This is a genomic window from Roseburia yibonii, from assembly GCF_014297335.1.
GTDB lineage: Bacteria > Bacillota > Clostridia > Lachnospirales > Lachnospiraceae > Roseburia_D > Roseburia_D yibonii.
Window position 1 is genome coordinate 406039 of the sequence record NZ_JACOQH010000001.1, and the last position, 25360, is coordinate 431398.

At 46.8% G+C, this 25360-nt stretch carries 27 protein-coding genes; 3 read left to right on the forward strand and 24 right to left on the reverse strand.

Going from position 1 to position 25360, the window contains the following annotated elements:
* Positions 1-10 precede the first annotated feature (10 nt).
* The 20 genes from H8Z76_RS01950 to H8Z76_RS02045 all read right to left on the reverse strand — a co-directional run bounded on the left by H8Z76_RS01950 (position 11) and on the right by H8Z76_RS02045 (position 18010).
* Positions 11-745, reverse strand: coding sequence for an ABC transporter ATP-binding protein (locus tag H8Z76_RS01950; RefSeq protein ID WP_147617850.1), 735 nt, complete (start codon positions 743-745; stop codon positions 11-13).
* Positions 746-754: 9 nt separating this feature from the next.
* Positions 755-1531 carry an ABC transporter permease gene (locus H8Z76_RS01955; protein ID WP_147617849.1) on the reverse strand — a complete coding sequence of 259 codons (777 nt, stop codon included), beginning with the start codon at positions 1529-1531 and terminating at the stop codon, positions 755-757.
* 10 nt (positions 1532-1541) lie between these two features.
* Positions 1542-2117 (reverse strand): dTDP-4-dehydrorhamnose 3,5-epimerase, encoded by a 576-nt coding sequence (gene rfbC, locus H8Z76_RS01960; protein WP_147617848.1) that lies wholly within the window; start codon positions 2115-2117, stop codon positions 1542-1544.
* 104 nt (positions 2118-2221) lie between these two features.
* The gene (rfbA, locus tag H8Z76_RS01965; protein ID WP_147617847.1) at positions 2222-3100 is read right to left on the reverse strand and encodes a glucose-1-phosphate thymidylyltransferase RfbA; all 879 of its coding nucleotides are present in this window, start codon (positions 3098-3100) and stop codon (positions 2222-2224) included.
* 17 nt (positions 3101-3117) lie between these two features.
* Positions 3118-3957 (reverse strand): NAD-dependent epimerase/dehydratase family protein, encoded by an 840-nt coding sequence (locus H8Z76_RS01970; protein ID WP_186981498.1) that lies wholly within the window; start codon positions 3955-3957, stop codon positions 3118-3120.
* A gap of 41 nt (positions 3958-3998) precedes the next feature.
* The gene (rfbB, locus tag H8Z76_RS01975; RefSeq protein ID WP_022516607.1) at positions 3999-5084 is read right to left on the reverse strand and encodes a dTDP-glucose 4,6-dehydratase; all 1086 of its coding nucleotides are present in this window, start codon (positions 5082-5084) and stop codon (positions 3999-4001) included.
* Between the two features lie 58 nt (positions 5085-5142).
* Positions 5143-5301 (reverse strand): DUF2304 family protein, encoded by a 159-nt coding sequence (locus H8Z76_RS01980; RefSeq protein WP_022516606.1) that lies wholly within the window; start codon positions 5299-5301, stop codon positions 5143-5145.
* A 14-nt stretch (positions 5302-5315) separates the two neighbouring features.
* A complete protein-coding gene (locus H8Z76_RS01985; protein ID WP_186981499.1) occupies positions 5316-6002 on the reverse strand; it encodes a glycosyltransferase family 2 protein in 687 nt (228 codons plus the stop codon).
* 24 nt (positions 6003-6026) lie between these two features.
* On the reverse strand, positions 6027-6851 hold the full coding sequence (locus H8Z76_RS01990; RefSeq protein ID WP_186981500.1) for a glycosyltransferase: 825 nt from the start codon (positions 6849-6851) through the stop codon (positions 6027-6029).
* A 1-nt stretch (position 6852) separates the two neighbouring features.
* The gene (gene rfbD / locus H8Z76_RS01995) at positions 6853-7728 is read right to left on the reverse strand and encodes a dTDP-4-dehydrorhamnose reductase (RefSeq protein WP_186981501.1); all 876 of its coding nucleotides are present in this window, start codon (positions 7726-7728) and stop codon (positions 6853-6855) included.
* Between the two features lie 12 nt (positions 7729-7740).
* Positions 7741-9789, reverse strand: a complete 2049-nt coding sequence (locus H8Z76_RS02000; protein WP_186981502.1) for a DUF2142 domain-containing protein — start codon at positions 9787-9789, stop codon at positions 7741-7743.
* A 13-nt stretch (positions 9790-9802) separates the two neighbouring features.
* On the reverse strand, positions 9803-11464 hold the full coding sequence (gene leuA / locus H8Z76_RS02005) for a 2-isopropylmalate synthase (RefSeq protein WP_186981503.1): 1662 nt from the start codon (positions 11462-11464) through the stop codon (positions 9803-9805).
* A 6-nt stretch (positions 11465-11470) separates the two neighbouring features.
* Positions 11471-11737, reverse strand: a complete 267-nt coding sequence (locus H8Z76_RS02010; protein WP_022516599.1) for an HPr family phosphocarrier protein — start codon at positions 11735-11737, stop codon at positions 11471-11473.
* Between the two features lie 24 nt (positions 11738-11761).
* Positions 11762-13111 carry a phosphoglucosamine mutase gene (glmM, locus tag H8Z76_RS02015; protein ID WP_186981504.1) on the reverse strand — a complete coding sequence of 450 codons (1350 nt, stop codon included), beginning with the start codon at positions 13109-13111 and terminating at the stop codon, positions 11762-11764.
* Between the two features lie 35 nt (positions 13112-13146).
* The gene (locus H8Z76_RS02020) at positions 13147-14385 is read right to left on the reverse strand and encodes a CdaR family protein (protein ID WP_186981505.1); all 1239 of its coding nucleotides are present in this window, start codon (positions 14383-14385) and stop codon (positions 13147-13149) included.
* Positions 14351-15259 carry a diadenylate cyclase CdaA gene (gene cdaA, locus H8Z76_RS02025; protein ID WP_186981506.1) on the reverse strand — a complete coding sequence of 303 codons (909 nt, stop codon included), beginning with the start codon at positions 15257-15259 and terminating at the stop codon, positions 14351-14353. Before cdaA ends, H8Z76_RS02020 begins: the two co-directional genes overlap by 35 nt.
* Before the next feature lie 32 nt (positions 15260-15291).
* Complete coding sequence (locus H8Z76_RS02030; protein ID WP_186981507.1) at positions 15292-16308, reverse strand: hypothetical protein; 1017 nt, start codon at positions 16306-16308, stop codon at positions 15292-15294.
* A gap of 27 nt (positions 16309-16335) precedes the next feature.
* Positions 16336-16731, reverse strand: coding sequence for a hypothetical protein (locus H8Z76_RS02035; RefSeq protein ID WP_147617835.1), 396 nt, complete (start codon positions 16729-16731; stop codon positions 16336-16338).
* Positions 16732-16854: 123 nt separating this feature from the next.
* The gene (locus tag H8Z76_RS02040) at positions 16855-17259 is read right to left on the reverse strand and encodes a class I tRNA ligase family protein (RefSeq protein ID WP_022516593.1); all 405 of its coding nucleotides are present in this window, start codon (positions 17257-17259) and stop codon (positions 16855-16857) included.
* Between the two features lie 13 nt (positions 17260-17272).
* Entirely contained in the window at positions 17273-18010 is a 738-nt protein-coding gene (locus H8Z76_RS02045) for a ComF family protein (protein WP_186981576.1), read from the reverse strand.
* Between the two features lie 216 nt (positions 18011-18226).
* Between H8Z76_RS02045 and H8Z76_RS02050 the strand changes: the two genes are divergently transcribed.
* The 3 genes from H8Z76_RS02050 to H8Z76_RS02060 are packed head-to-tail and all read left to right on the forward strand — an operon-like array spanning position 18227 to position 20964.
* Entirely contained in the window at positions 18227-19240 is a 1014-nt protein-coding gene (locus H8Z76_RS02050; protein WP_186981508.1) for an ABC transporter substrate-binding protein, read from the forward strand.
* A 10-nt stretch (positions 19241-19250) separates the two neighbouring features.
* Positions 19251-20168: an ABC transporter permease gene (locus H8Z76_RS02055; protein WP_022516590.1), complete on the forward strand. Its 918-nt coding sequence runs from the start codon at positions 19251-19253 to the stop codon at positions 20166-20168.
* Position 20169: 1 nt separating this feature from the next.
* Complete coding sequence (locus H8Z76_RS02060; protein WP_147617833.1) at positions 20170-20964, forward strand: ABC transporter ATP-binding protein; 795 nt, start codon at positions 20170-20172, stop codon at positions 20962-20964.
* A gap of 65 nt (positions 20965-21029) precedes the next feature.
* On the opposite strand, the gene recD2 is transcribed toward H8Z76_RS02060, so the two are convergent.
* From recD2 to H8Z76_RS02080, 4 genes are all read right to left on the reverse strand, one after another.
* Positions 21030-23252, reverse strand: a complete 2223-nt coding sequence (recD2, locus tag H8Z76_RS02065) for an SF1B family DNA helicase RecD2 (protein ID WP_022516588.1) — start codon at positions 23250-23252, stop codon at positions 21030-21032.
* A 74-nt stretch (positions 23253-23326) separates the two neighbouring features.
* On the reverse strand, positions 23327-23677 hold the full coding sequence (locus tag H8Z76_RS02070) for a hypothetical protein (protein ID WP_022516587.1): 351 nt from the start codon (positions 23675-23677) through the stop codon (positions 23327-23329).
* Between the two features lie 12 nt (positions 23678-23689).
* Positions 23690-24508 carry a flagellar hook-basal body protein gene (locus H8Z76_RS02075; RefSeq protein WP_022516586.1) on the reverse strand — a complete coding sequence of 273 codons (819 nt, stop codon included), beginning with the start codon at positions 24506-24508 and terminating at the stop codon, positions 23690-23692.
* 28 nt (positions 24509-24536) lie between these two features.
* Positions 24537-25337, reverse strand: a complete 801-nt coding sequence (locus tag H8Z76_RS02080; RefSeq protein WP_147617831.1) for a flagellar hook-basal body protein — start codon at positions 25335-25337, stop codon at positions 24537-24539.
* Positions 25338-25360 lie beyond the last annotated feature (23 nt).

Below are 25360 nucleotides of genomic sequence, written 5' to 3' on the forward strand. Positions count from 1 at the left end.
AATCCTTTTCCTACATTTTGGTATATATATTACAAACCGTGTTTACATCATCTTCAAGCAGCATGTTTCCTTTTCTGAGCAGAACCGCGCGGTTACAGATACGCTTTACCTGTTCCGTGCTGTGGGATACCAAAAGGAGTGTCGTTCCTCTGTCACGCATCTCCTGGATACGTTCCTCACACTTATTCTGAAATTTGAAATCTCCCACGGATAAGATCTCGTCCACGATCAGGATATCCGGTATTGTTACTGTCGCGATCGCAAATCCCAGACGGGTGATCATACCGGAAGAATAGTTTTTGATCGGTACATCCACGAAATCTTCCAATTCAGCGAACTCAATGATATGTCCCGCTTCTTCTTCCAGAAGCTCTCTCGGATAACCAAGTATCGCTCCGTTTAAGAAGATATTTTCTCTCGCAGTCAGTTCCGAGTCAAATCCGGCACCCAGTTCGATCATAGGCGCGACTGAGCCTTTTACCGACACGGTTCCAAACGTTGGTTTGATAACTCCCGCAATCACCTTTAGCATCGTACTTTTTCCGGAGCCGTTCTTTCCAACCAGACCGACCGCCTCTCCACGTTTCACATCAAAACTGACATTCTTTAACGCCCAGAAATTCTCATACGCCAGCTCGTGCTTTAAGAATTTGATACAGTATTCTTTTATACTGTCTACTTTTTCTTTGTACAATCTGAATTCAAGTGATACGTCATTAACTTCAATCACTGTTTCCTGTTCCATAAGTATCTCCTACAATTTCAAAATAAAATTATCCTGTTTCTTGTTAAAAATGTATAACCCAAATCCTACCACAAGGACGCACCAGGCAATCGAATATGCATGATATTTTAACGGTGCAAGAGAGTCATATAAAACAGCATAACGCAACAATTCCACAAACGACGTGATCGGATTCAGCTTGATAAGGCGTCCGATCGACTCCGGCAGCATGGAAATCGGATAAAAGATCGGTGTCAGATACAGCCATGCCGTGATCACAACACCATACAGATGCTGCAGATCCCGGAATGTCACAACTGCTGTCGCAAGGACAAGTCCAACACCAAACGCAAACATACTGACATACAAAACCGGAAATACCGCTGTGATGATCGTCCATGTCACCGGTGTCCGGGTAACAATGATAACAATGATCAGCGCTATAAAGGATGTCAGCATGTTGACCAGACTTGAACACACACGGGACAGTGGGAACAAATACTTCGGGACATACACCTTCTTGATCAGTGAGGCATTTCCCAGAATAGATGTCATTGCCATATTACTTGCTTCATTAAAAAAGTTAAACACCAGCTGTCCACACATCAGGTATACCGGGAAATTCTCGATGTTCTGACGGAAAACAGTGGAAAATACAACCGTCATAACTAACATCATTCCGAGCGGATTTAAAACAGTCCAGAGAACTCCCAATACGGACCTGCGATATTTCGTTTTCAGATCTCTGCTGACCAGCTCGAAAAGCAGCGGCTTATATTTTTTGAAATTTTCTATTGTGCTATTCATAGCCTACCTCTTACTTCTGGTTCTTTACATACTCGCTGAAAGAAGGATGTACTTTGTCCTTATCGGATAAGATCAGATCTTTCTCTGTCATTCCTTCCGGCATCGGCCATTCCACTCCGATCTCCGGATCATTCCACATCAGTCCGCCCTCATCATTCGGATGATAGAAGTCCGTTACTTTGTAGCAGAATTCTGCTTCATCACTTAATACGATAAATCCATGTGCGAAATCCTTCGGGATAAAGAACTGCTTTTTGTTTTCTGCGGAAAGAACCACGCCGTACCACTTTCCGAAGGTCTTGGATCCTTTTCTCAAATCGACCGCAACGTCAAATACTTCTCCGTTTACCACGCGAACCAGCTTGTCCTGCGGAAAATTGATCTGGAAATGAAGTCCTCTTAAAACACCTTTGGTGGAAGAAGACTGGTTGTCCTGTACGAATTCACAGTCAATGCCTGCTTCTTTGAAATCGTTGTAGTTGTATGTTTCCATGAAATAGCCTCTGGCATCTCCGAATACTGCCGGCTCAATTACCTTTAATCCTTCAATTCCGTTGCAATCTGATGTTACTTTAATTTTTCCCATTTCCAATGTCCTCTCTTTCTAATTCTAAACATAACAATTTCGCTGAAACCGGCAAAACGCCATATAATGGCAGTTTTACCAATCCCAGCGAACAGTTTCAAGCTTTATAAACCTTCTGCAATTTCTAATAAGTACTTTCCATAATTGGTCTTCAGTAACGGCTGTGCCAACTGGATCAACTGTTCTTTGTCTATGAATCCGCGTTTAAACGCAATCTCTTCAATACAGGAAACATACATGCCCTGACGTTTCTGGATCGCAGATACAAAATCCGCAGCTGCAAGGAGCATGTCATGGTTTCCGGTATCGAGCCATGCAAATCCACGTCCGAGTGTCTCTACGGAAAGTGTTCCTCTCTGTAAATATTCATTGTTGACACTTGTGATCTCGATCTCACCACGGGCGGACGGTTTTACATTCTTCGCGATCTCCACAACACTGTTGTCATAGAAGTACAGTCCCGGAACCGCATAATTAGACTTCGGTTTTTCCGGTTTTTCTTCGATGGAAAGTGCCTTTCCATTCTCATCGAATTCTACCACGCCGTATTCACGCGGATCTCTTACATAATATCCGAAAATTGTTGCTCCGCCTTCGTTTTCCACTCGGTCTGATGCGGAAAGCAGTACTTTTGAGAAGCTCTGTCCATAGAAGATATTGTCTCCAAGCACCAGCGCAACTGCGTCATTTCCGATGAAATCCGCACCAATGATAAATGCGTCCGCAAGTCCTCTCGGGCTCTCCTGTACCGCATACTGAATGTCCATTCCAAGCTGGGATCCATCCCCAAGCAGTTCCTTGAATACCGGAAGATCACGCGGTGTTGAAATAATCAACACTTCACGGATGTTCGCCAGCATCAGTGTTGATAACGGATAATAGATCATCGGCTTGTCATAGACCGGCATGATCTGCTTTGATATTGCCTTTGTCAATGGATACAGTCTTGTACCGGAACCTCCGGCAAGTATAATACCTTTCATCTGCTCATCCTCCAGCTTTAACAATTTTTCATAATCTGATTGATTTTTTCCGGATCTCCCCAGACGCCCGGTGAATCATACGGTCTGTCCGGAAAAGCTCCATACTCAGGTCTGATCTTGTAATTCTTTTCTTTGATAAACTCTTCCACCTTGTCTGCCAGTGAGACCGGATTTCCGGTACAGCAGTTGATGATCCCCTGTACTTCGGTCTGGATGGTTGCGGCAGATATCTGTGCCGCGAGTTCATCTACATTGATAAAGTCATATTTATTCTTTCCTGAAGTAAATGGAAACGTAGGGCTTCCTTCCTGTTCCAGTTTCACGATCCGGGAGAAGATCGAATTGTTCTTTAAATCATCTCCGAGGATGTAGTATGCGCGAAGCCACTGCAAAATAACTCCCTTCTCCTTTGCGAGCTGTATCGTGATCTGACGCAGCGCGTTTTTCGCGATCCCGTATAAGGAGATCGGGTTTGCCGGCGTGTTTTCTGTGATCGCGCCTTCCCAGTAACCGATCTCATGCATGGTACCCATGACTGCGACCTGCTTTAATCCGCCCTCCATCATGTTCTTTAAAAACAGATAGTGGTTTGGCAGATCTGTGATATGTGTCTCGGCATTGTGCTGAAATCCGTTGCGCCAGGCCATGTGTATACAGGCATCCGGTCTGCCCATTTTGTCAAAGAGCTCCGGATCATCACTAAAGATTGGTGTTTCATTGCGGATCGCGCGTTCATCCACACCGTCAAAAGCGAAGTCTGACGCAATGACTTCACAGCCCATGTCCAGTAAAGCTGTGACCACATGTCTTCCAATATATCCGTTTGCTCCTGTTACCAGAATTTTTTTCTTAGCCATTTGTTTCCTCCATCTGTACGCTCCCCATTTTTCTTGGCTGCTTAGCGTCCTTCATACATATCGGTATAGTACTTCTGGTAGTCACCGCTTGTTACATTCTTCATCCAGTCTTCATGATCCAGATACCAGCGGATCGTCTTTTTGATACCTTCCGCAAACATAGTCTCCGGTTCCCAGCCGATCTCAGCTTTGATCTTGTCCGGAGCGATCGCGTAGCGTCTGTCATGTCCTTTACGGTCTTCTACATAAGTAATGAGATCTTTGCTTACATTCTTCTTGCGCGGGTCATCATCCGGCAGGATCTCCTGTAAGGTATCTAAGATGATATTGATGATCTCGATATTGCGTTTTTCGTTATGTCCACCGATGTTGTAGGTCTCGCCCAGGCGTCCGTTCTCCTGTACCATGTCGATTCCCTTTGCATGGTCATCTACATATAACCAGTCACGGATGTTCATACCGTCACCGTATACCGGAAGCTTCTTGCCCTGCAGTGCGTTGTTGATGATAAGCGGGATCAGTTTTTCCGGGAACTGGTAAGGTCCGTAGTTGTTTGAGCAGTTTGTGATGTTTGCCGGGAAATGATATGTGTCAACATATGCCTTTACCAACAGATCAGAAGATGCCTTGCTCGCAGAGTACGGGCTGTGCGGAGAATATGGTGTTGTCTCATAGAAATAGCTTGTACCATCATCCGGCAGAGAACCGTATACTTCATCGGTAGATACATGAAGGAATTTCTTTCCTTCCCTGAAGCTGCCGTCCGGAAGCTCCCATGCTGCCTTTGCGCAGTTTAACATAACAGCGGTACCAAGTACGTTTGTATTTACAAATACTTCCGGATGCTTGATACTGCGGTCTACATGGCTTTCTGCAGCAAAATGTACCACGCGGTCAATATCATTTTCGGTAAAGATCTTTGTGATCGCCTCTTTGTCCGTGATATCCGCGCGGATGAATGTATAATTGTCTCTATTTTCAATGTCTTTTAAATTTTCCAGATTGCCTGCATATGTCAGCGCATCGACATTGATGATACGAATCTCATTGTCATATTTGCGAAACATGTAGTGAATGTAGTTTGAACCGATAAATCCGGCTCCTCCCGTTACTAAATAAGTTCTCATTTAGTACTTCCTCCTTAATTTTCAAGTTTTTTTATTATAACATATTACTTACAAATGTTCAATGGCGCGTTTTTTCGTTAAGAAGTGCCACGCGTTGGGCAAGCCATTTCTCCTGTTTTTCCAGTCTTGAAATGCGAAGCATCATCCGGACAGCCGCCGCTGTCAGCGCAATGATGAGCACGATCAACACACGGTTTACCAGTTTTTCATTCTTCATGCGTTTTCCTCCTGTCACTGAAAGGCTGCGCGGATCACTGCCATCGTCACCTGAAACATATATTCCACGGATTTTTTTAAGGAAATGGATGATTTTCCCGTTTTCCGTTCATTCATGATCACCGGTATCTCTTCCACCCGGTATCTGCGCTTTAAGATCATCGTAAGGCTCTCCGGCTCCGGAAAAGCTCTCGGATACTTTCTGGCAAACAGCTCCATGGTCCGCTCATTTACCATGCGCATACCTGAGGTTGGATCGGTGATCCGCTTTCCGGTGAGCAGCCGGATCAGAAATGTAAAATAGCGGATGCCCATTCTTCTCGCAAAGGAAGACTGGAAGCCCTGGCATTTGATATAGCGTGAACCGATCAGCATATCGAGGTCATGTTCTTTTAAGTATTCTGCCATTTCTTCGAGATAAGACGCATTATGCTGTCCATCCCCGTCAAACTGAACCGCGATCTCATAGCCATGTTTGACCGCGTAGAGATATCCGGTCTGTACACTGCCGCCGATCCCGAGATTGGTCGGCAGACTGATAAACGAAAATCCCTGCTCCTCACAGATCTTTGCGGTATCATCGGTCGAGCAGTCATCGATCACGATATAGTCAAAACTCTTTGCATTCTCTCTGATATCGTTTACTGTCTTCTCTATATTCCCCATCTCATTGTATGCCGGAATGATCGCCAGTTTTTTCATGCATCCCTCTTCCATCCAAGAATGTTAGTCATGTACAAAAAGCTTCAGATAAACAGAACCCGCGAAGTTGCGGAGTCTGCGGATCAAAACGCTCAGTTCCACTTCAACTTTTGACATATGGAGCTCTTTCGCGTGTTTTTCCACCAGATACCGGTGTTCCTTCACATAAGTTTCCGTCTTATCCCCCGCCATGACCTCTCCGGTATTGGAATCGTTCCGCACCCGGAAAAAATTCAGCGGTTCATGTATAATATATACATTTCCAAGGCACGCTATGCGCACCCAGAGATCGTAATCCAGAATATAATAGTAGTTCGTATCAAATCCGTGGACTTCATCCAGCACACTCTTCCGGAACATGTTCGCGAGCGGCGCGCCGAAATAATTCTGGGAAAAGAACCCTTTTCTCGCAATCTTCTTTCCGCTCTCCACGCCCTTCGTGCGGTATCTGCGGTACCATCCTTTGTACTTTCCGTTCAGATCGACCAGCCTAGTATCGCTCTCCGCCATAACCACATCCGGATGCTCGGTCAGCGCCCGCGCTTCCTTTTCTATCGCATCCGGCGCCAGCATATCATCCGCGCAGATCAGCTTGATGTATTCTCCCTTGCAGAGTTCCAGGCAGTGGTTCCAGTTACCCGACATGCCGAGGTTCTTTTCATTTTCATAAAGCCGGATTCTCTCATCCGGTATGCTCTTTATGACCGCTACCGTATCGTCCTTCGACTTGTCATCTACGATGACCAGCTCCAGATTTTTATAGGTCTGGTTCAATATGGAATCGATCGTATCTTTGATGTACGCTGCATTGTTATATGCAGGAATACATATGCTTACCAGCGGTTCCATCCTAATACCCCATTTCTTTCATATAAACATCGAGTGCATCGTGCCAGTCTGCCATACGGTAATCCGTTGTCAGCTTGAGCATGAAGTCTTCAAGGATCGAGTAGGCCGGGCGCTTTGCGGATGCCGGATTCATTCTCGCATATTCCTCGGATGTCACATGATTTACTTTTGTCCTGATGCCGGCTCTCTTAAAGATCTCTTCCGTAAAATCCGCCCAGTTGGTATCTCCCTCACAGGTTGCATGGAACAGACCGTAATTTTCTGTTGGCTCCAGGAAGTGGATCATTTTTGCCAGTTCCACCGCACTTGTCGGTGATCCTACCTGATCATCTACAACAAAGAGTTCATCATGTGTCTCTGACAGTTTTAACATTGTCTTTACAAAGTTCTTTCCGTCCCCGTAAAGCCATGCGGTACGCACAATAAAATAGCGGTTTGCAAACTGCTGTACGAATTTTTCACCTTCGTATTTGCTTCTTCCGTAAGCACTGATCGGTGCCGGTGTGTCATATTCCACATAGGGACGGGTTCCATCTCCCGCAAACACATAATCGGTAGATACATGGACCAGTTTAGCTCCTACTTCCGTTGCCGCAATACTTAAATTTCTAGGACCGATCGCATTGATCTTATAAGCCAGTTCCCACTGTTCCTCACACTTATCCACGTTGGTGTGTGCCGCGCAGTTGATGATGACATCCGGCTTTTTCTCTCTTGCCAGTTTCATCACTTCATCAATACTTGTAATATCGCACGCTACAATGTGATCTCCTGCAGCCACGTCGGTATTGATGATCTCCACAGATTCTCCCGCGTATTCCTTATTGATTGCACGACCAAGCTGTCCATTACAGCCTGTCACCAAAATCTTCTTCATAGTTTTTTCTCCTTACATTACAGTCTGAGTACTTGACAATATATTGCTTATCACAATAACGTTCAACGCTATTCCAAAATACATGATAGCATTATCCACATTATGTGCTATTTTTATAAATTTCCCACGGAACAAAAAGAAAAAGTAAAACAGGATCGGCGTAAAATAACGTCCCTGTATACCGCTGATCGTGGTACTTCCTTTTCCGGTCCAGGAAACAAACATTGCCGCTGTCACCATCGCAACTGTGGCAAGAAGCGCCAGGGCGATCCATACTCTCTGTTTTTTCGTGATATATTCCGGCTCATCTTTTACTGCCGTCAAACCAAGCAGCATCAGTCCCGCCATCAGGTATCCCCACATTGGATTGATCCCGATATTGAGCCATCCAAGCGGTCCGGCAAAACTGCCTTCAAAATAAAAATCAATGTACTGCAGAAATGTCGTGATCAGTACGCGCACCGTATTGCCCGGATTGAACAGTACGTCCGAAACCGTATAACAGTTCAGCGAATTGGAATACTGCTGTAATTCCGTTGTTGCCTCTGTAATTCCAAGTACCATCATAAGATACGGAATACTGTTGATCAAAAACCCCAGGATCATCACGACAAGAAAACCGATCCGCATTCTCCTGCACTGCTTTTCGCTCTCATATTTTTCCTTCGGGATCAGGAACAAAAGCAGACATTCCGGAATATAAGTACCCGCCTTACACGAGGCGATCACAAACGCAAGTGCCGAAAGTATGATGATATCACGTTTTTTAATCTTCCGGTCTTCATACAGAACAGAAAACAGTTCCGCCACGAACAGGGTCGTAAGTTCAATCGGCATCGCGTCATACGAATATGAACAGCTCTGCTGTATGAACATCGGCGACAGAACGATAATAAACATCGCAGCCTTGCCGACCGGAACCCGCTTGATCGCGAAAAACGCGAATATCAGATATACAAACATCATAAAAAAGCGTCCCGCGTACAGTGTTGTGATACCGTTTAATCCGATCAGCCTGCCCGCCGTCACACCCAGTATCGCCGGTGCATAGAGCAGCCAGTTATCCGATCCCTTGGTCGCGTCGATCTTGACCAGTTTGGTATCATCCGACCGGTGTGTGATATTTAAGATAAAATAATTGTATTCTTTTAATGTTGGTGTTGTCTGTAATTTTCCGATCGCTTCCTGGTCCGTTTTTCTCACATAGATTGATTCCGCATCCGGTTCTTCGATCCCCAGCAGCTTATTGGAATAGTAGTAGGTCGTCTCAATATGACCGATCTCATCCGGAACTGTTCCCGGTGGAAGCAGAAACGCATAGCAAAGTGCCATACAGGTTCCCGCGATCACAAAGATCTGATGCGGTTTTGCGCGGAATACCATGATCAGGATATAGCAGCCAGCCAGCATAAAGTAAATGACATTGGTTCCCCATTTAAAGAACTCCGCCCAGTAACCGTAATGATAGCAGTATCCACGCACTACTATGTTGAGCGGATCTTCTGTGTCCGCCCCGGTGACCTGCGCCTGATTATATTTTGTATTTCCGTTTGCGTAAAGATATACGCTGGATTTCTCGGAAAGTGATACTACCGAAAATTCGATGCGCATATACCGGTTCTCATTGCCTGAGATATCGTTCGGCGTCCCCACGTTAAAGTAGGACACGTCATCGATCGCTGCTGCTCTCATATCTGTCAGCTGGGACGCGTCAAAGGTATCTTCTCCCAGAAGCTCATTTGTCTCCATGTCATACACTTTCATAGAGAACTCACCTTTGTTTTTGTATGCGTCCGAATACAATTCCACGCCGACCGCCATCATCTGATCCTGCGGATACACAAAAGTCTGTGTGACGGTCATGCCTTCTTTCAAAGGCAGCATGGTTCCCTTTTTATCACCAGAAATGACATCCGCCGTGTATACATCTTCACGCCGCGGTTCGATCTCATTCACATAAACGACCGATCTTCCCACCATGAAGATCACAGTCATGACCACAAATCCGAGAATGACTTTCAGATTCAGATTCTCTTTTACTTTCTGAAGCAACTTATTCATAAATGATAACTCCTTATCTTGAAAGTCTGTTCAGTGCGCTGAACATTCCCCGTATGGAGGCTCTTGTGATATTAGAGCTTACGCCGACACCAAATGTGATCCTGCCGCTCTTTGCATCCTCCATCTGTATGTAAGCCGCTGCTTTCGCCTCGGAGCCTTCGCTCAGTGCATGCTCGGAATAGTTGAGCACATGTACGTCCACGCTCGGGACTTTTCCACGGATCGCCTGAATCGCCGCATTGATCGGTCCGTTTCCTTCTGCCTCCGCAAGCATTTCCTCTCCTTTGTAGCGGAAACGCAGGGTAACACGGGTCTCTCCTTCTTCTTCCGGCTCTTCTACTTTTGCCCGGATAAAAGCAAACGGTTCTTCCGCGTCTAAATATTCTTCTCTGAATTTATCCATGATCGTAGACGGGGAAACCTCGCCCTGTTTTTCGGAGATCTTCTGGATCACGTCCGCGAACTCACGCTGCATCTCTTTCGGCAGCTTGTAGCCATATGCCGCATCCATGACAAATGCCACACCGCCCTTGCCGGACTGGCTGTTGATACGCACGATCGGCTCGTACTGTCTTCCGAGATCGGACGGATCGATCGGCAGATACGGTACTTCCCAGATACCGTCTCCACGCTTGTTCATCGCATGGATTCCTTTGTTGATCGCATCCTGATGTGAGCCGGAAAATGCGGTGAATACCAGTTTTCCCGCATACGGATGGCGCATGCCGACTTTCATCTTGCAGCAGCGTTCATACACCTCACGGATCTCATTGATGTCCCCGAGTTCCAGACCCGGATTGATCCCCTGGGAAAACATATTGTATGCAAGTGTTAAGATATCCACATTTCCGGTGCGCTCGCCGTTTCCAAAAAGCGTGCCTTCTACGCGGTCAGCCCCTGCAAGCAGCGCAAGCTCTGTTGCCGCCACACCGGTTCCTCTGTCATTATGCGGATGTACACTCAAGATAATATTATCTCTGTCCTCAAAATGTTTATTCATCCACTCGATCTGATCTGCGTAAACATTCGGTGTGGTCATTTCAACCGTCGCCGGCAGATTGAAGATGATCTTGTTGTCATTCGCGTGATCCCACGTTTTTTGTACCGCGTTGCAGATATCCAGCGCAAATTCCATTTCTGTTCCGGTAAAGCTCTCCGGAGAATATTCCAGTGTGATGTTACCCTCACAGTTTTTCATCCGCTCTTTTACCATATTGGTGCCATCGATCGCGATCTGCTTGATCGCCTCTTTGTCCATATGGAATACCACGTCGCGCTGAAGCACTGAGGTGGAGTTGTAAATATGTACGATCACATTTTTGATGCCTTCGATTGCTTCAAACGTGCGGTCGATCAGGTGCTCTCTGCACTGTGTCAGCACCTGGACGGTAACATCATCCGGTATCATGTTTTCCTCTACAAGTTTGCGCAGGAAATCATATTCGATCTGGGACGCTGCCGGGAAACCGATCTCGATCTCCTTGAATCCCAGTTTTAATAAAAGCTGAAACATCTCGATCTTTTCATCTACCGTCATCGGATCGATCAGTGCCTGATTTCCGTCACGCAGATCCACGCTGCACCATGCCGGTGCTTTTTTAATTTCTTTGTCCGGCCACTCCCGATTCGGATAGTCCAGTACCGGCACACGTTTGTACTTTTTAAAATTCATCATAATCGTCTATTCTCCCAATCCACTGTTTACTGCATCTACCATTGCCTGAAGTGCTGCTTCTTCATCCTCGCCCTCGCAGGTAAATTCTATTTCGTCCCCTGATTTTACGCACGCACCGAGTACGCTGAGCACACTCTTTGCGTTCGCTGTCATGTTTTCGCGATATGAAAACGTAATGCGGGATTTATACTGCATTGCTTCTTTGCATAAAATACCAGCCGGTCTCAAGTGCAGTCCGGTCGGATTTGTCACCTTAACTTTCTTGCTTACCATATTTACGTTCTAACCTCCAATTTGCTATAACATGATCTTTGTGATCAGATCTGCCAGTTTTTTCGCCTCACTGTCAATTTCTTCCTGATTTTTTCCTTCTATCATAACACGGACTAACGGTTCGGTTCCGGACGGACGGATCAGCACCCGGCCTTCTCCTCCAAATCTCTCCTCCACTTTTTTTATGGCATCTGAGATCTCCGCATACTCCATGAATTTATCTTTTTTATGATTTGGTACCTTTGCATTCACAAGCGCCTGTGGAAGCACTTCCATCACAGCCGCCAGATCAGACAGCTTTCTTCCGGTTTCAACCATGACCTGCAGCAGATGCAGTGCACTGAGCAGTCCGTCTCCTGTCGTGTTATCGTCCAGGAAAATGATATGCCCGGATTGTTCACCGCCGATATTATAGCCGTTCTGCAGCATATTTTCAAGCACATAACGGTCTCCGACCCTGGTCTTTTCGACATGAATACCCTTTTCTTCTCCCATCAGGGTGAATCCAAGGTTTGTCATAACCGTTACAACGATCGTGTTTTTCTTTAATGTGCCTTTCTCTTTCATGTAATTTCCACAGATCGCCATCAGCTGGTCACCGTCTACCATCTTACCATTTTCGTCTACCGCGAGCATACGATCCGCATCCCCGTCAAACGCGATCCCGAGATCCGCTTTCTCATAGACCACTCTCGCCTGCAGCTCATCCATATGTGTGGATCCGCAGTTTGCATTGATGTTCGTTCCATCCGGTGTGATATGGATCGGGATCAGATTCGCCCCGAGGTCCTCTAACGTGCGCACGGAGGTGTAATAGGAAGCGCCTTCCGCACAGTCCACAACGATTTTTAAGCCTTTCAGATCGACCGGAACACATTTTTTCATGAACTCCACATATTCATCCCTGAGGTCAAACCGGTAGTCGATGCGTCCCACGCCGGAACCGGTCGGCAGTGTCACGCCGTCCATATTGCTGCGTATCAGTGCCTCGATCTCGTCCTCCAACGCATCCGACAGCTTGTAACCGTCTCCGTTGAAAAATTTGATCCCGTTAAATTCCATTGGATTGTGGGAAGCGGATATCACAACTCCGGCATCCACTTTGTGTTTTCTTGTGAGATACGCGATCGCCGGTGTCGGAACCACGCCCACATATATCGCATTTGCGCCCACAGAACAGATTCCTGCCATCAGCGCGCTCGCCAGCATTCCCCCTGAGATTCTTGTATCACAGCCCACAATGATCGTCGGCTGATGTTCCTGCTCCTTTGTCAGCACATATGCCCCCGCCTGACCAAGCTGAGTCGCAAGTTCGATCGTAAGCTCCGATCCGGCAACGCCTCTTACGCCATCCGTTCCAAACATTCTAGCCATCTTTTTTCCTCCAGCTATCTTTTTATTTCTTTTCTTTACTTCTTTACAATATGAAATGTCGCCGTCTGCGTACCTGACGCAGAATACTGATCCGGCAGATCCAGCTTTAAGGTAAGTGTATGTTCCCCTTCTTTTAATCCGCTCGCATCTATGGTACCGGTCAGTTTTGACGCGTCAAGGTCGTTTAGATCCGACGCAAATCCGGCAATGATCACTTTCACTGTATTTCCTTCAAATTCGGCTTCATACCCGGATTTCAGGTTGTTTACCGTGATATTGGCAACCGGCATGTCAAATACCTTTGTGGATGCCTGCTCGATCTCAACCGTGACAGAAATATCTTTTGCCGCAGTATCCACCAGTTCCACGCCGTCCGGCAGATAAGAACTGATATCCACCGTCTTTGTGATATCTCCCTCGGCATCGCTGATATCCAAAACGTCCTTCGGGATCGTGATCATATCCAGTTTTTTCAAATCTTCCGCCGCGCCCTTTACCTGTACCGTTTCCGGTTCGTACGATACGCTCGTCAGCTGATAGCCATCCGCCGGTTTTCCCGTCGTCTGGAAGTTCAATCCGACCTCTTTTGTATTTAATATTTCCGCACTGACTGTCACCGTTGAAAGATTCATCGAAAGATTGGTCGTATCGATCTCCGCGCCGCCACTGTCATAGAGCTTCGGTATCACATTATCCGAAATATCCATGGACATATTGGAGACATCGATCGTTGCCGTCACCTTGTCGATCGTCGATACGATCTCCGCCGGTCCGGATACCTTTAACACGTTTGGAGAAACGCTGACACTTCCCACCACAGAACCACTCGCCGGTGTACCGGAATCTCTTGGAACAATGATAAACGACTGCGTCTGAAGATTGCCGACCGTGACATCCAGATACTGATTTCTCGTAATGATCGAAATCTGGTTGGTATAATGAAGTGCCGATATTTCAATCGGAACCCGGCTTAAATCTTCGATCAAGCTCATGTCCGCAACCGCTTTGAAATCCGATCCGCTCAGATCCTCGATCAGGGAGCGCTTCGCCGAAACCGCAAATGTCACCGTATTTTTTCCATCTACAACTTCATAATATTTTCCCATATCACTGATCGCGGATTCGTTGGTAATTGAAACCGTTGTCGTAAAGGTCTTTGTTATCTTGGGATCGTCGATATTGACCACGACCAGCCACATAATGATCGCAAATATGATCGATAATACTTTAAGGCCAAAATTATTTGTTACCACGCTGCCGAATTTTTTTAGCATTCTTCAGCCTCCTTTTCAACAGATCCAGTCCTCCGTTTGTCTCTATGTCGTGCTTGCGCAGGAAATCCAGCTTACTGCGCAGGAAATCCGCGTCCACATTGCGGTAGAGCACACCCTGTGTCGCGATCGACACCTTTCCGGTCTCCTCGGACACGACAATGGTAAGGGAATCGCTCACTTCGCTGATCCCGACCGCCGCCCGGTGTCTGGTTCCAAGCTCCTTGCTCAGCTCCATATTGTCAGAAAGCGGCAGATAGCAGGTCGCCGATACCACACGGTCTCCCCGCACAATGATCGCGCCATCGTGAAGCGGCGTATTTTTTTCGAATATATTGATCAGAAGCTGGCTGGTCAGGATCGAATCCAGCGCAATGCCGGTTCTCTCATATTCCGCCAGCGAAACATCGTTTTCAATGACAATGAGCGCTCCTGTTTTTACCTTTCCCATCTCGTAGCACGCCTTGACCAGTTCATTGACCGTACGCTCACTGAACTTTTCCTCGCTGCCTCTTGAAAAATCAATAGAGACGATCGACGACACAAAATTCTTGCGTCCAAGGTCTTCGAGGGCTTTTCTGAGCTCCGGCTGGAACACAACAACCAGTGCCACGATGCCGACATTAAATGCCTTTCCGGCGATCCACAGGATCGTGTTCATCTGAAACAGTGCCGCCACAAAGACAAATACCAGTATTACGATCAGTCCCTTAAATAAGGTCCACGCTCTCGTATTTTTAAACCACAGCATGACATGATAAATCAGAAACGCAATAATGATGATTTCTATAATATCGGTCTTTGTGATGCTCGGCAGGTTCATCCACGCCAGATATTTTTCTTTGAACGCTCCCAAAACGCCCACCATGTTCTGCATGCAGTCTCACTTCCTTCCGTCTTTTTGTCTGCCTATTTTAACAGTTCCCTGTCAATATCCATATCTTTTGCAAGCTGTTCTCTTGTTATGCGCTCTCTTCGCGCATGATCCTGAGCGGATGTTTTTCCCGCAAATTTTTTCACCTGTTTTTTGGACTGGGTCACCGAGATCTTCGGAACCGCCTTTACATAGTAATAATACTCATCATCCTCAAACTGCACCCGCTCGGTCCGCATATAATCCACATGGAAAAACAGGAATTTTAAGGCAAATGCGATCAGCGCCGAAACCGCGCTTCCCACCGTCAGGGCAATGGTCTTTCCACTGATCGCAAGGAACATATATCCCGCAAACAAAATGGAAAACTCCATCAAAATCCCGACTACGATCGCGATCGTCCACGCGTGGTCTATGCTCATTCTGCGGATCAGATAAACCACAAGCATCGTCAGAAGAAACGCCGCGAGCACCAGATACATCTCTTTATTTCCGATCAGTTGATTGATCGAAGCGGCAAATTTCGAGGTCATCGTGTCATCTTCTGTCACACCGCCCAAAACCGCTTTATTCATCTTTACTCCGTCTAAAAAATAATAAACAACCGTTCCGCACACCACCGAAAACATTGCGTACGGCTGAAACAGCAGTCCCTCTGTCAGCGGCATCACATACGGGATGCGGAAAACGAAGCAGATCGGTGTCATCACCGCAAGATAACCTTCCTTCGGCGCAAAGCGGAAATATAGCAGTGCCAGTATCAAAAACAATACCGCCCCGGTCAAAAACACTTCTTTGGAAAGTGCGTACAGATGAAGCAATGTCAGCACAACCGCAAACAGCACCATCATATTCGGGGAAAGAATCGAACAGAGCAGCGCCAGTATCAAAATGACCGGCAGACTGTCCAGGCGTTCCATAAACCCGATATTTTTATTGATCACAAAGAACAGCACGAACGCCAGCACGAATTTGAGCACCGGCATCATATAGATCTCATACTTGCTGTAAAAGTTCTTCAGTCTGTCCTTCAACTCCAGTAAGGTTTCCATGTATTATCCTCCTAATCGGCAGAATTTTTATTTTTCTTCCTGCTCATAGATCTTATTCACCTTCTTCACATGCGTGTAGAACTGCTTTACATGCTTTCGTCCCACACTGTAACGGACATTATAGACCACATAGGTGACAAGCAGGTAGGCTGCCATAAAAATTCCGTATTTCACAAGAATACCCGTCACAAAACCGACCAGGTCGATGCTGTTGATATTCTCCATCAGATTTTCCATCTCACAGGACAGATAAATGACCACAAACAGTGCAAAAGCAAATGTCCCAAGGATCACACTTTTTACCATTTCCTTACCAACATAATCATGGCGAAAGTACTGTGTCATCGGCACATACTGCTTCCCTTCGCCCTCCTCATATATTGCCATCTTTGTCATTTGTTTCACGCGTTCTTCGTCGATCATAGTCCACCCCATCTTATAAGCATTGCTTTCATTATAGCATAGTATAAATCCCTTGAAAAGTTTTTTGCCAAAATCCACAAAAAAAACTGCCGTCAAAAAACGGCAGCTTATTTTCTGTATTTCTTATTTTTCGAGGAAACGCATTCTCTCGCCATCACGCACTGGTTTCTTCGGTTCTACTTTCTTAGGCTTGTCGATCGCGCTCATAAGATTGTTCTGAAGCTTTGATTTGCAGGCATCGCAAAAACGTCCGGTTTTGATCATCGCTCCACAGTTCTCACACTCAATTCCAACCGGTGAATCGTCTGTAAACGCAAGGCGCTCCTCACGGATCCACTGCTTGATCTGCTTTGTGGACACATCATTGTCCTCAGAGACCTGATTCACGGATGCCTGTGGGTTATTGCGGATGTACTCTTTGACTTCCACGAATTTTTTTTCCAGGTCTGCGACACATGCCGGGCACAATGGCGGTCCTCCAAGGTAATTGAATAATCTTCCGCATCCTTTACAATTTCTTACTTCCATAGTAAACTGCCTCCTAAAATCCTCTGCCGCTGCTGACGCAGATAAAATATATATGCGTTCCGCCCGCCTTTTTTAATGCCAGGGCGGCGGCGTCTATCGTGCTTCCAGTGGTATAAATATCGTCCACTAATAAGATATAGGATAAGTGTACTATATTTTTCGTAATTTTAAAAGCATTTTTCAGATTATTTTTTCTTTCTGCCTCATTTAGTTCCTTTTGCGGGACTGTATTTTTCTCCCGGATCATCAGATCGGTGCATACCGGGATCCCCAGTCTCGCCCCGATCACCCGGGCGAACAGTTCCGCCTGATTGTACCCGCGTCCGCGCTGTCTCTTTTTGTGCAGCGGAATCGGGATGATAACCTGTATCTTCTTATTTAATATCCATTTTTCATAACGGCGCAGCGCTTCCTCTCCGTAAAAGTCCGCGTACTCTCTCCGGTTACTGTATTTGAACCGGTACAGCGACTCCCTTATGCCGCCGCTGTATACAAAAACCGCCTTTCCCTGCTCAAATTCGTGTTTTTTCTTCTTACAGTCTGTGCAGAGTTCCCTTTTTTCATCATCCAGCGGTTTCCCGCACTTTTTACACAAAGGCTCCTGTATCCGCTCTATCTTCGCGCTGCATCCCGGACAGATCAGGCGTGACTCCTCCCAGGCTGCCACAACCGGAAGTACCTCATCGCAAACCGGGCATCTGCGCGGAAACAGGATATCTTTGATCCATTCTTCGATTCTCTTTTTTATGATTCTGCCTTTCTTCTCTCTTTGCGTTTCAAATCATAGCACAGGCTCTGTCGAAATACCATTATATTTTTCTTAAATTTTCCTGAAAATTCCGCTGTCCATCCGCATTTGGGGATTGACTTTGATTTGCCCTGTCTCTATAATTTATGGTGTTTATTACTTTAAAACTTAAAAGTTAAAAAAGGTTAAACCGATAAAGATAACAGGAGGGGCATTTTTATGAAAAAGAAATTATTATCCACACTCATGGCGACTGCCATGGTACTCGGACTTGTGGGCTGCGGAAACGCTTCATCCACCCAGACCGCTTCCGGTTCAGCATCTTCCACCGAAGCAGGAACCGACGGAAAAGTCTACCACATCGGTGTATGTCAGCTCGTTGAACACGAAGCGCTCGACGCCGCTACCCAGGGCTTTCAGGATGCTTTAAAGGATAAGCTCGGAGAAAATAACGTTGTGTTTGATGTGCAGAACGCACAGGGCGAGGAAACCAACTGCGCTACGATCTGTACCGGTTTTGTTTCCGACAATGTAGACCTGATCCTCGCAAACGCAACCGCATCTCTGCAGGCTGCATCCGCGGCTACCAACAGCATTCCGATCGTCGGAACTTCCATCACGGACTATGCAACCGCATTAAACGCGGATGACTGGAACGGAACTTCCGGCACCAACATCACAGGTACTTCCGATCTCGCTCCGCTCGACCAGCAGGAAGCCATGATCAAAGAACTGGTTCCGGATGTCACACAGGTCGGCATCGTATACTGCTCCGCGGAAGCAAACTCTGTTTTCCAGGCAAATCAGATCGAAGCCGCTCTGGAAAAAGACGGCATTGCATACAAGGAATACTCCGCTGCAGACTCCAACGAGATCCAATCCGTTGTGACCAAAGCCGTATCTGAATGCGACTGCCTGTATGTTCCGACCGACAACACCATGGCTGCCAATGTTGATATCATCAAAAACGTCACTGTTCCGGCAGGCATCCCGGTCATCGCCGGAGAAGAAGGTATCTGCCAGGGTGCGCTCGCAACACTCTCCATCAGCTACTACGATATCGGTCAGGCAGCTGGTGAAATGGCATATGAAATCCTTGTAAACGGCAAAGATCCTGGAACTATGGAGATCGAATACGCAAGCGCAACTACCAAAGAATACAATGCGGACGTTGCTGACGCGCTCGGTATCACCATTCCGGACGATTATGTAAAATTATCAACCGAAGAATAGAGGGAATATTATGAATGTATTATCACTTTTCCGCGCCATGCCAGGTTCGGTCGCACAGGGACTGATCTGGGGCATCATGGCACTCGGCGTTTATATTACTTTTAAGATCTTAAATTTTGCCGACCTTACCGTAGACGGTACTTTAGGTACCGGCGGCGCGGTCGCGGTCATGCTGATCCTGAATGGTTTTCCTCCATCTGTCGCATTGATCTTCGCTTTCGCGGCAGGCATGCTCGCCGGACTGGTTACCGGTATCTTACATACGGTTCTCGGCATCCCGGATATCCTATCCGGAATCCTGACGCAGATTGCGCTTTACTCCGTCAACATGAACATCATGGGACGTTCCAATCAGGCTGTCAGCGTTGACAAGTATAACCTCGTTGTTTCACTTCGTTATATCCCGGCTGCCATTGTGACCACGATCCTTTTCCTGGTCGTGATCATCGGCGTACTCTACTGGTATTTCGGAACAGAACAGGGCTTTACGATCCGTGCGACCGGATGCAATCCGAACATGTCACGGGCACAGGGTATCAACACCAACTTTGCGAAAGTTCTCGCGCTTGTCATCTCCAACGGACTGGTCGGACTTGCCGGCGGTCTGTACGCGCAGTATCAGGGTAACTCCGATGTCAACATGGGACGTGGCGCGATCGTTATCGGACTCGCCGCTGTGATCATCGGTGAAGTACTTGGCGAAGCCATCTTTGGCAAACGTCTCAATTTCATCGGCCGTCTCGCATTCGTAGCGATCGGCGCGATCATTTACTATGTTGTTATCGCATTTGTATTATGGCTCGGGCTTCCGTCCGAAGACATGAAGCTGTTCTCCGCCATTGTCGTTGCGATCTTCCTCGCGATCCCGTATCTGCGCGGAAAATCCAAGACTTCTTTCAAACGCGCGGCTAAGAATGGAGGTAACTGATATGTTAGAGATCAATAATATTTATAAAACCTTCAACATCGGAACAATCAATGAGAAGCACGCTTTAAACGGCGTTTCACTCACTTTAAATGATGGTGATTTTGTTACCGTCATCGGCGGAAACGGTGCAGGAAAATCGACTCTGCTCAACGCGATCGCCGGTGTATGGCCGGTTGATTCCGGTTCTCTCGTCATTGACGGAACCGACGTGACCGGTCTCCCGGAATATAAGCGCGCTTCCTATCTCGGACGCGTTTTCCAGGATCCGATGACCGGAACCGCAGCCACCATGGAGATCGAGGAAAACCTTGCGCTCGCCGCAAGACGTGGTTCTTCCCGTGGTCTGAAATGGGGCATCACACACGAGGAACGGAAAAAATATCACGAGATTTTAAAGGAACTGGATCTCGGTCTCGAAGACCGCATGACTTCCAAAGTCGGTCTGCTCTCCGGCGGGCAGCGCCAGGCTCTGACACTTTTGATGGCAACATTAAAGAAACCAAAGCTTCTGCTTTTAGATGAGCACACAGCAGCGCTTGATCCGAAGACAGCCGCAAAGGTTCTCGCATTGTCTGACAAGATCATTGCTGAGAACCATCTGACTGCCATGATGGTCACACACAATATGAAAGATGCGATCATCCACGGCAACCGTTTGATCATGATGAATGACGGAAAGATCATCTTTGATATTTCCGGTGAGGAAAAGAAAAAACTCACGGTCGAAGATCTGCTTTTGAAATTCGAGGAGATCAGCGGCGAAGAATTCGCAAACGATAAGGCACTGCTCGCATAAGCAGTGTATGCAAAAAGGGAAACGTTCTGTTCACGCAAACGTTTCCCTTTTTTTATTCCAGCTGTTTATATTCCGGCTGTTTCTTCTGCCTGTTCTAAAATGCGATCCCGCAATCCACTGTATCGCTTCTGCTCCGTAATGTTTTCCACCATCTCATAAAACGTCTTTTCATTGCCAACAAGCGTAACGCACTTTCTCGCTCTCGTCACCGCCGTGTACAAAAGATTCCGGTTCATAAGCATCCGTGGACCGGAAAGCAGTGGAATGACGACTGCCGGATATTCACTTCCCTGTGATTTATGTATCGTGATCGCATAGGCAAGTTCTAATTCCTCCAACATCTTAAACGGATACTCCACGATCCTTCCCTCATCGAATTCAACTGTGACTGTCTCCGCATATGTATTGATCTTTTTCACGATCCCCATGTCTCCATTGAAGATCCCCATTCCTTTTTCGATCGCAAATCCGTATTTGGACTGAACCTCCCACTCGATCTGGTAATTGTTCTTTGTCTGCATCACTTTATCGCCCTCACGAAACAGCCCGTCGCCATACTCATGCTCCACCTTGCTTTTATCCGGCGGATTTAAGTATTCCTGCAAAATACGGTTCAACCGTTCCACGCCAAGCAGTCCCTTCCGCATCGGTGTCAGCACCTGGATATCATAAGGCGTTGCATCCACAAATTTCGGCAGTTTCTGCCGGATCAGCTGTATCACGACACTGATAATCACGTCCGCGTCGTAGCGTTTCAGGAAGAAGAAATCCATGCTCTTATTGTCCAGCACTACTTCTTCACCACGGTTGATCTTATGCGCATTGACGATAATGTCACTCTGGCTTGCCTGCCGGAAAATCTTGGTGAGTTTCACCACATGAAAGCACTCCGAGTCAATGATATCTTTGAGAACACAGCCGGCTCCCACACTCGGAAGCTGATTGACATCCCCTACCAGGATCAGTCTGGTTCCCGGAACGATCGCTTTTAAAAGCGAATGGATCAGATTGATATCCACCATGGACATCTCATCAATGATGATCACATCCGTTTCCAGCGGATTGTTTTCGTTCCGCTCAAATCCGGCATTGCCTTCCGCGCCACCGGAGATCTCAAGCATCCGGTGGATCGTGCGTGCCTCATATCCGGTCATTTCACTCATCCGCTTGGCTGCGCGCCCGGTTGGTGCCGCGAGGAAAATATCCATTCCTTCCAGCTCAAAATATTTGATGATCGTGTTGATCGTTGTGGTCTTTCCGGTACCCGGACCACCCGTGATCACCAGAAGCCCGCTGCGCACCGCTTCTTTCACCGCATCCATCTGTTTTTCGTCCAGCGTCATTCCCGTCTGCTTTTCAATCCGGCGGACCCGATCCTGTATCTCCTTATCCGCCACATCATACTGCATGTCCAGGTTTTTCAGCAAAACGGCGCAATTGTTTTCCACATAATAATAAGATGCCGCATAGATCTGCATCTGTCCGTCTTTTTCTTTCAGCACCAGTTTCCGCTCGATCGCCAGATCCATGTAATGCTTTTCGATCAGCGCGCCATCCACGCCAAGCAGGTCACTCGCCCGTCTGGTCAGTTCAGCTTCCGGCAGATAGGTATGTCCGTCCACCGACGCCTGAAGCAGTGCATACAAAATACCACTGCGCACGCGGAAATCCGAATCCGTCCGGATCCCTACCCGCGCCGCAATCTCATCCGCAATACGGAAGCCCACTCCGTCAACGTCATCCGCCAGTTTATACGGATTTTCTTTTATGATCCCGTAAATCTGCTGTCCATAGGTCTGATAGATCTTCACCGCGAGTCCCAGCGATATTCCATATTGCTGCAAGAATATCATGGCCTGGCGGAGGTCTCTTTTCTCCGCAACCTGATCGGAAATCTCCATTGCCTTCCGCTCACTGATCCCCTTAATCTCCGCCAGCCGCTCCGGTTCTTCCTCTATGATGCGGAATGTATCGGCTTTAAAGCGCCGCACGATCCGTGCCGCAAGCGCTGCTCCCACTCCCTTGATCGCTCCGGATCCAAGATAGCGTTCGATGGAAAGTTCATCGGTCGGCTCCTTCTGTTCATAATGATCTGCCTTAAACTGCTTTCCATACGTGGGATGATCTACATACTCACCGGTAACTTCTATATTTTCTCCTTCGCTGACTGCGGAAAATATGCCAACGCAGGTGATCTCCATCTCGGAATTGATCAGATTCAAAACCGTATACCCGTTATCTGCGTTGCGATATACAATATGATCCACATAGCCCGTTATTACATCCAAAAATTTCATCCTTCCCGTCAAACGAAATAAAACTGCCAGAATACCCTGACAGTTTTATCCATCGCTTTTATTTCTTAGAGATTATAATTTCTCTTCATCTGCTCGTACATCATCTGTGCAAAGCTTCCGCCTTCCTGATCCGTGATCTCATCCGATATCGTCTGGATCGCCGTATCCTTGAAGTAATCTACCATCTGGGAAGCATAGGAATTTTCATCATCCTTGTCAAACTTGACTGTCTTCTCAACCTGTTTTAACACCTGCTCCAAAAAGTAAGATTCAAAATCCTTACATACCGAAAGCAGTTCTTCATCCGACGCATCCGAAAAGTCTGCGTTCAGTTTGCTCTCGAGTGCGCTCGTATCGTTCTGGCTTGCCTGCGTATTTGCATAAGATGTAAGTGCATCCAATCCCATCATACTCATAGATCATTCTCCTTATCTCTTCAGCTGATTTGCTATACCAAGCATATCGTCCGATGTCGTGATCACTTTGGAGTTCATCTCATACGCGCGCTGCGCAACAATAAGATTTACCATTTCATCTGCAAGCTGTACGTTGGATCCTTCCAGATAACCCTGTACAATCTTACTTCTCGTAAGATTGTTATTGGTATATTCACTCATTGCATCACCGGATGCCTCAGTCACGGAAAGCAGGCTGTTGGATTCTTTTTCCAGTCCTGCCGGATTGCGGAACTGATAAATGCCGATCCGCCGATTCAGTGCGTGATAATTTCCTGCTCCGTCCTTATATCCGATCTCGCCGGAGTTGGACTGAAATTCCACACTTTCAGAAGAAACATTTGCCGGAAGTGAAATTACATTTCCATTGGAATCCAGCACATGATATCCTTCCTGTGTACACAGGGATACTACGTTACCATCCTTCACCCAGGAAAAATTACCATTTCTTGTGTAATACGTCTCGCCATCCGCTCCTCTGACAGAAAAAAGACCATTTCCCTCGATCGCGAACGCAGACTTGCTTTCATTTGCGATCAGAGAGCCCTGTGTAAAGATGGAAGTGTTAGACGCCACTCTTGTACCAAGCCCCACCTGTGCGGAGATCGGTTTCTCTTCCCCGTTCGCAGACGTTGTTTTGGTCTGAAGGGTTTGATAGAGCAATGATTTAAACTCTGTCTTTTCTGACTTATAACCGCTTGTATTTACATTTGAAAGGTTGTTTGCTATTGTATCCACATTGGTCTGCTGGGCAATCATTCCAGATGCGCCAGTCCACAATGATCTCATCATATGTCACACATCTCCTTTTATCTCATCATCACACTTTGCCAACATTGTTTGCTGCCTTATCCAGTGTCGTGTCGATCGTCTGGATCAGTTTCTGGTTCGCTTCATACGCTCTTGAAACAGTGATCATATCTACCATTTCCGTAACAACATTGACATTTGATTTTTCAAGTGTTCCCTGCTCTATCGCCGCATCGGATGCCACTGCCTGTCCGCCGTCCACAAGATCATACATGTTTTCGCCGTACTCCTGCAGGTAATTGTAATCTTCAAAATCAACAACGCCAACCTGTGCAACGATCTGATTATTCTGAATGATATTGCCAAGTTCATCAACACGGAATGTCTGTGTCGGATCCAGCCGGATGTAACTTCCCGCTCCCGGATCTCCATTCAAAGCTCCGTTCCGGTTCAAAACATAATCTCCGTCCTTTGTCACCAGATATCCCTCGGTATTTACCTTAAACGCTCCGTCTCTGGTATATTTGACCGAAGTCTCTCCCTGCTTGTTCGTATATGACAGCGCAAAGAAACCATCGCCTGCGATTGCAAGATCTTCCGCGTTATCTGTCACCTCAAAATTTCCCTGGCTCCAGTCTGTATAGGTCTCCCCAATCTTCACACCCATATTGACATATCCAAGCGGCTTCGGGATATTGTATTCCGAGGTATCTTTGATCTTGAGTGCCAGCTGATCTTCAAAAGATTTTGCTGTACACCCTTCCTTCTTATAACCATTTGTCGCACTGTTTGCGAGGTTATTTGACAGGATATCCATCCGGTTCTGTTCCATGATCATCCCGGTATACGCTGTATAAAGGCCTTTTACCATATGTGCGCTCCTTCCCCCAGGCG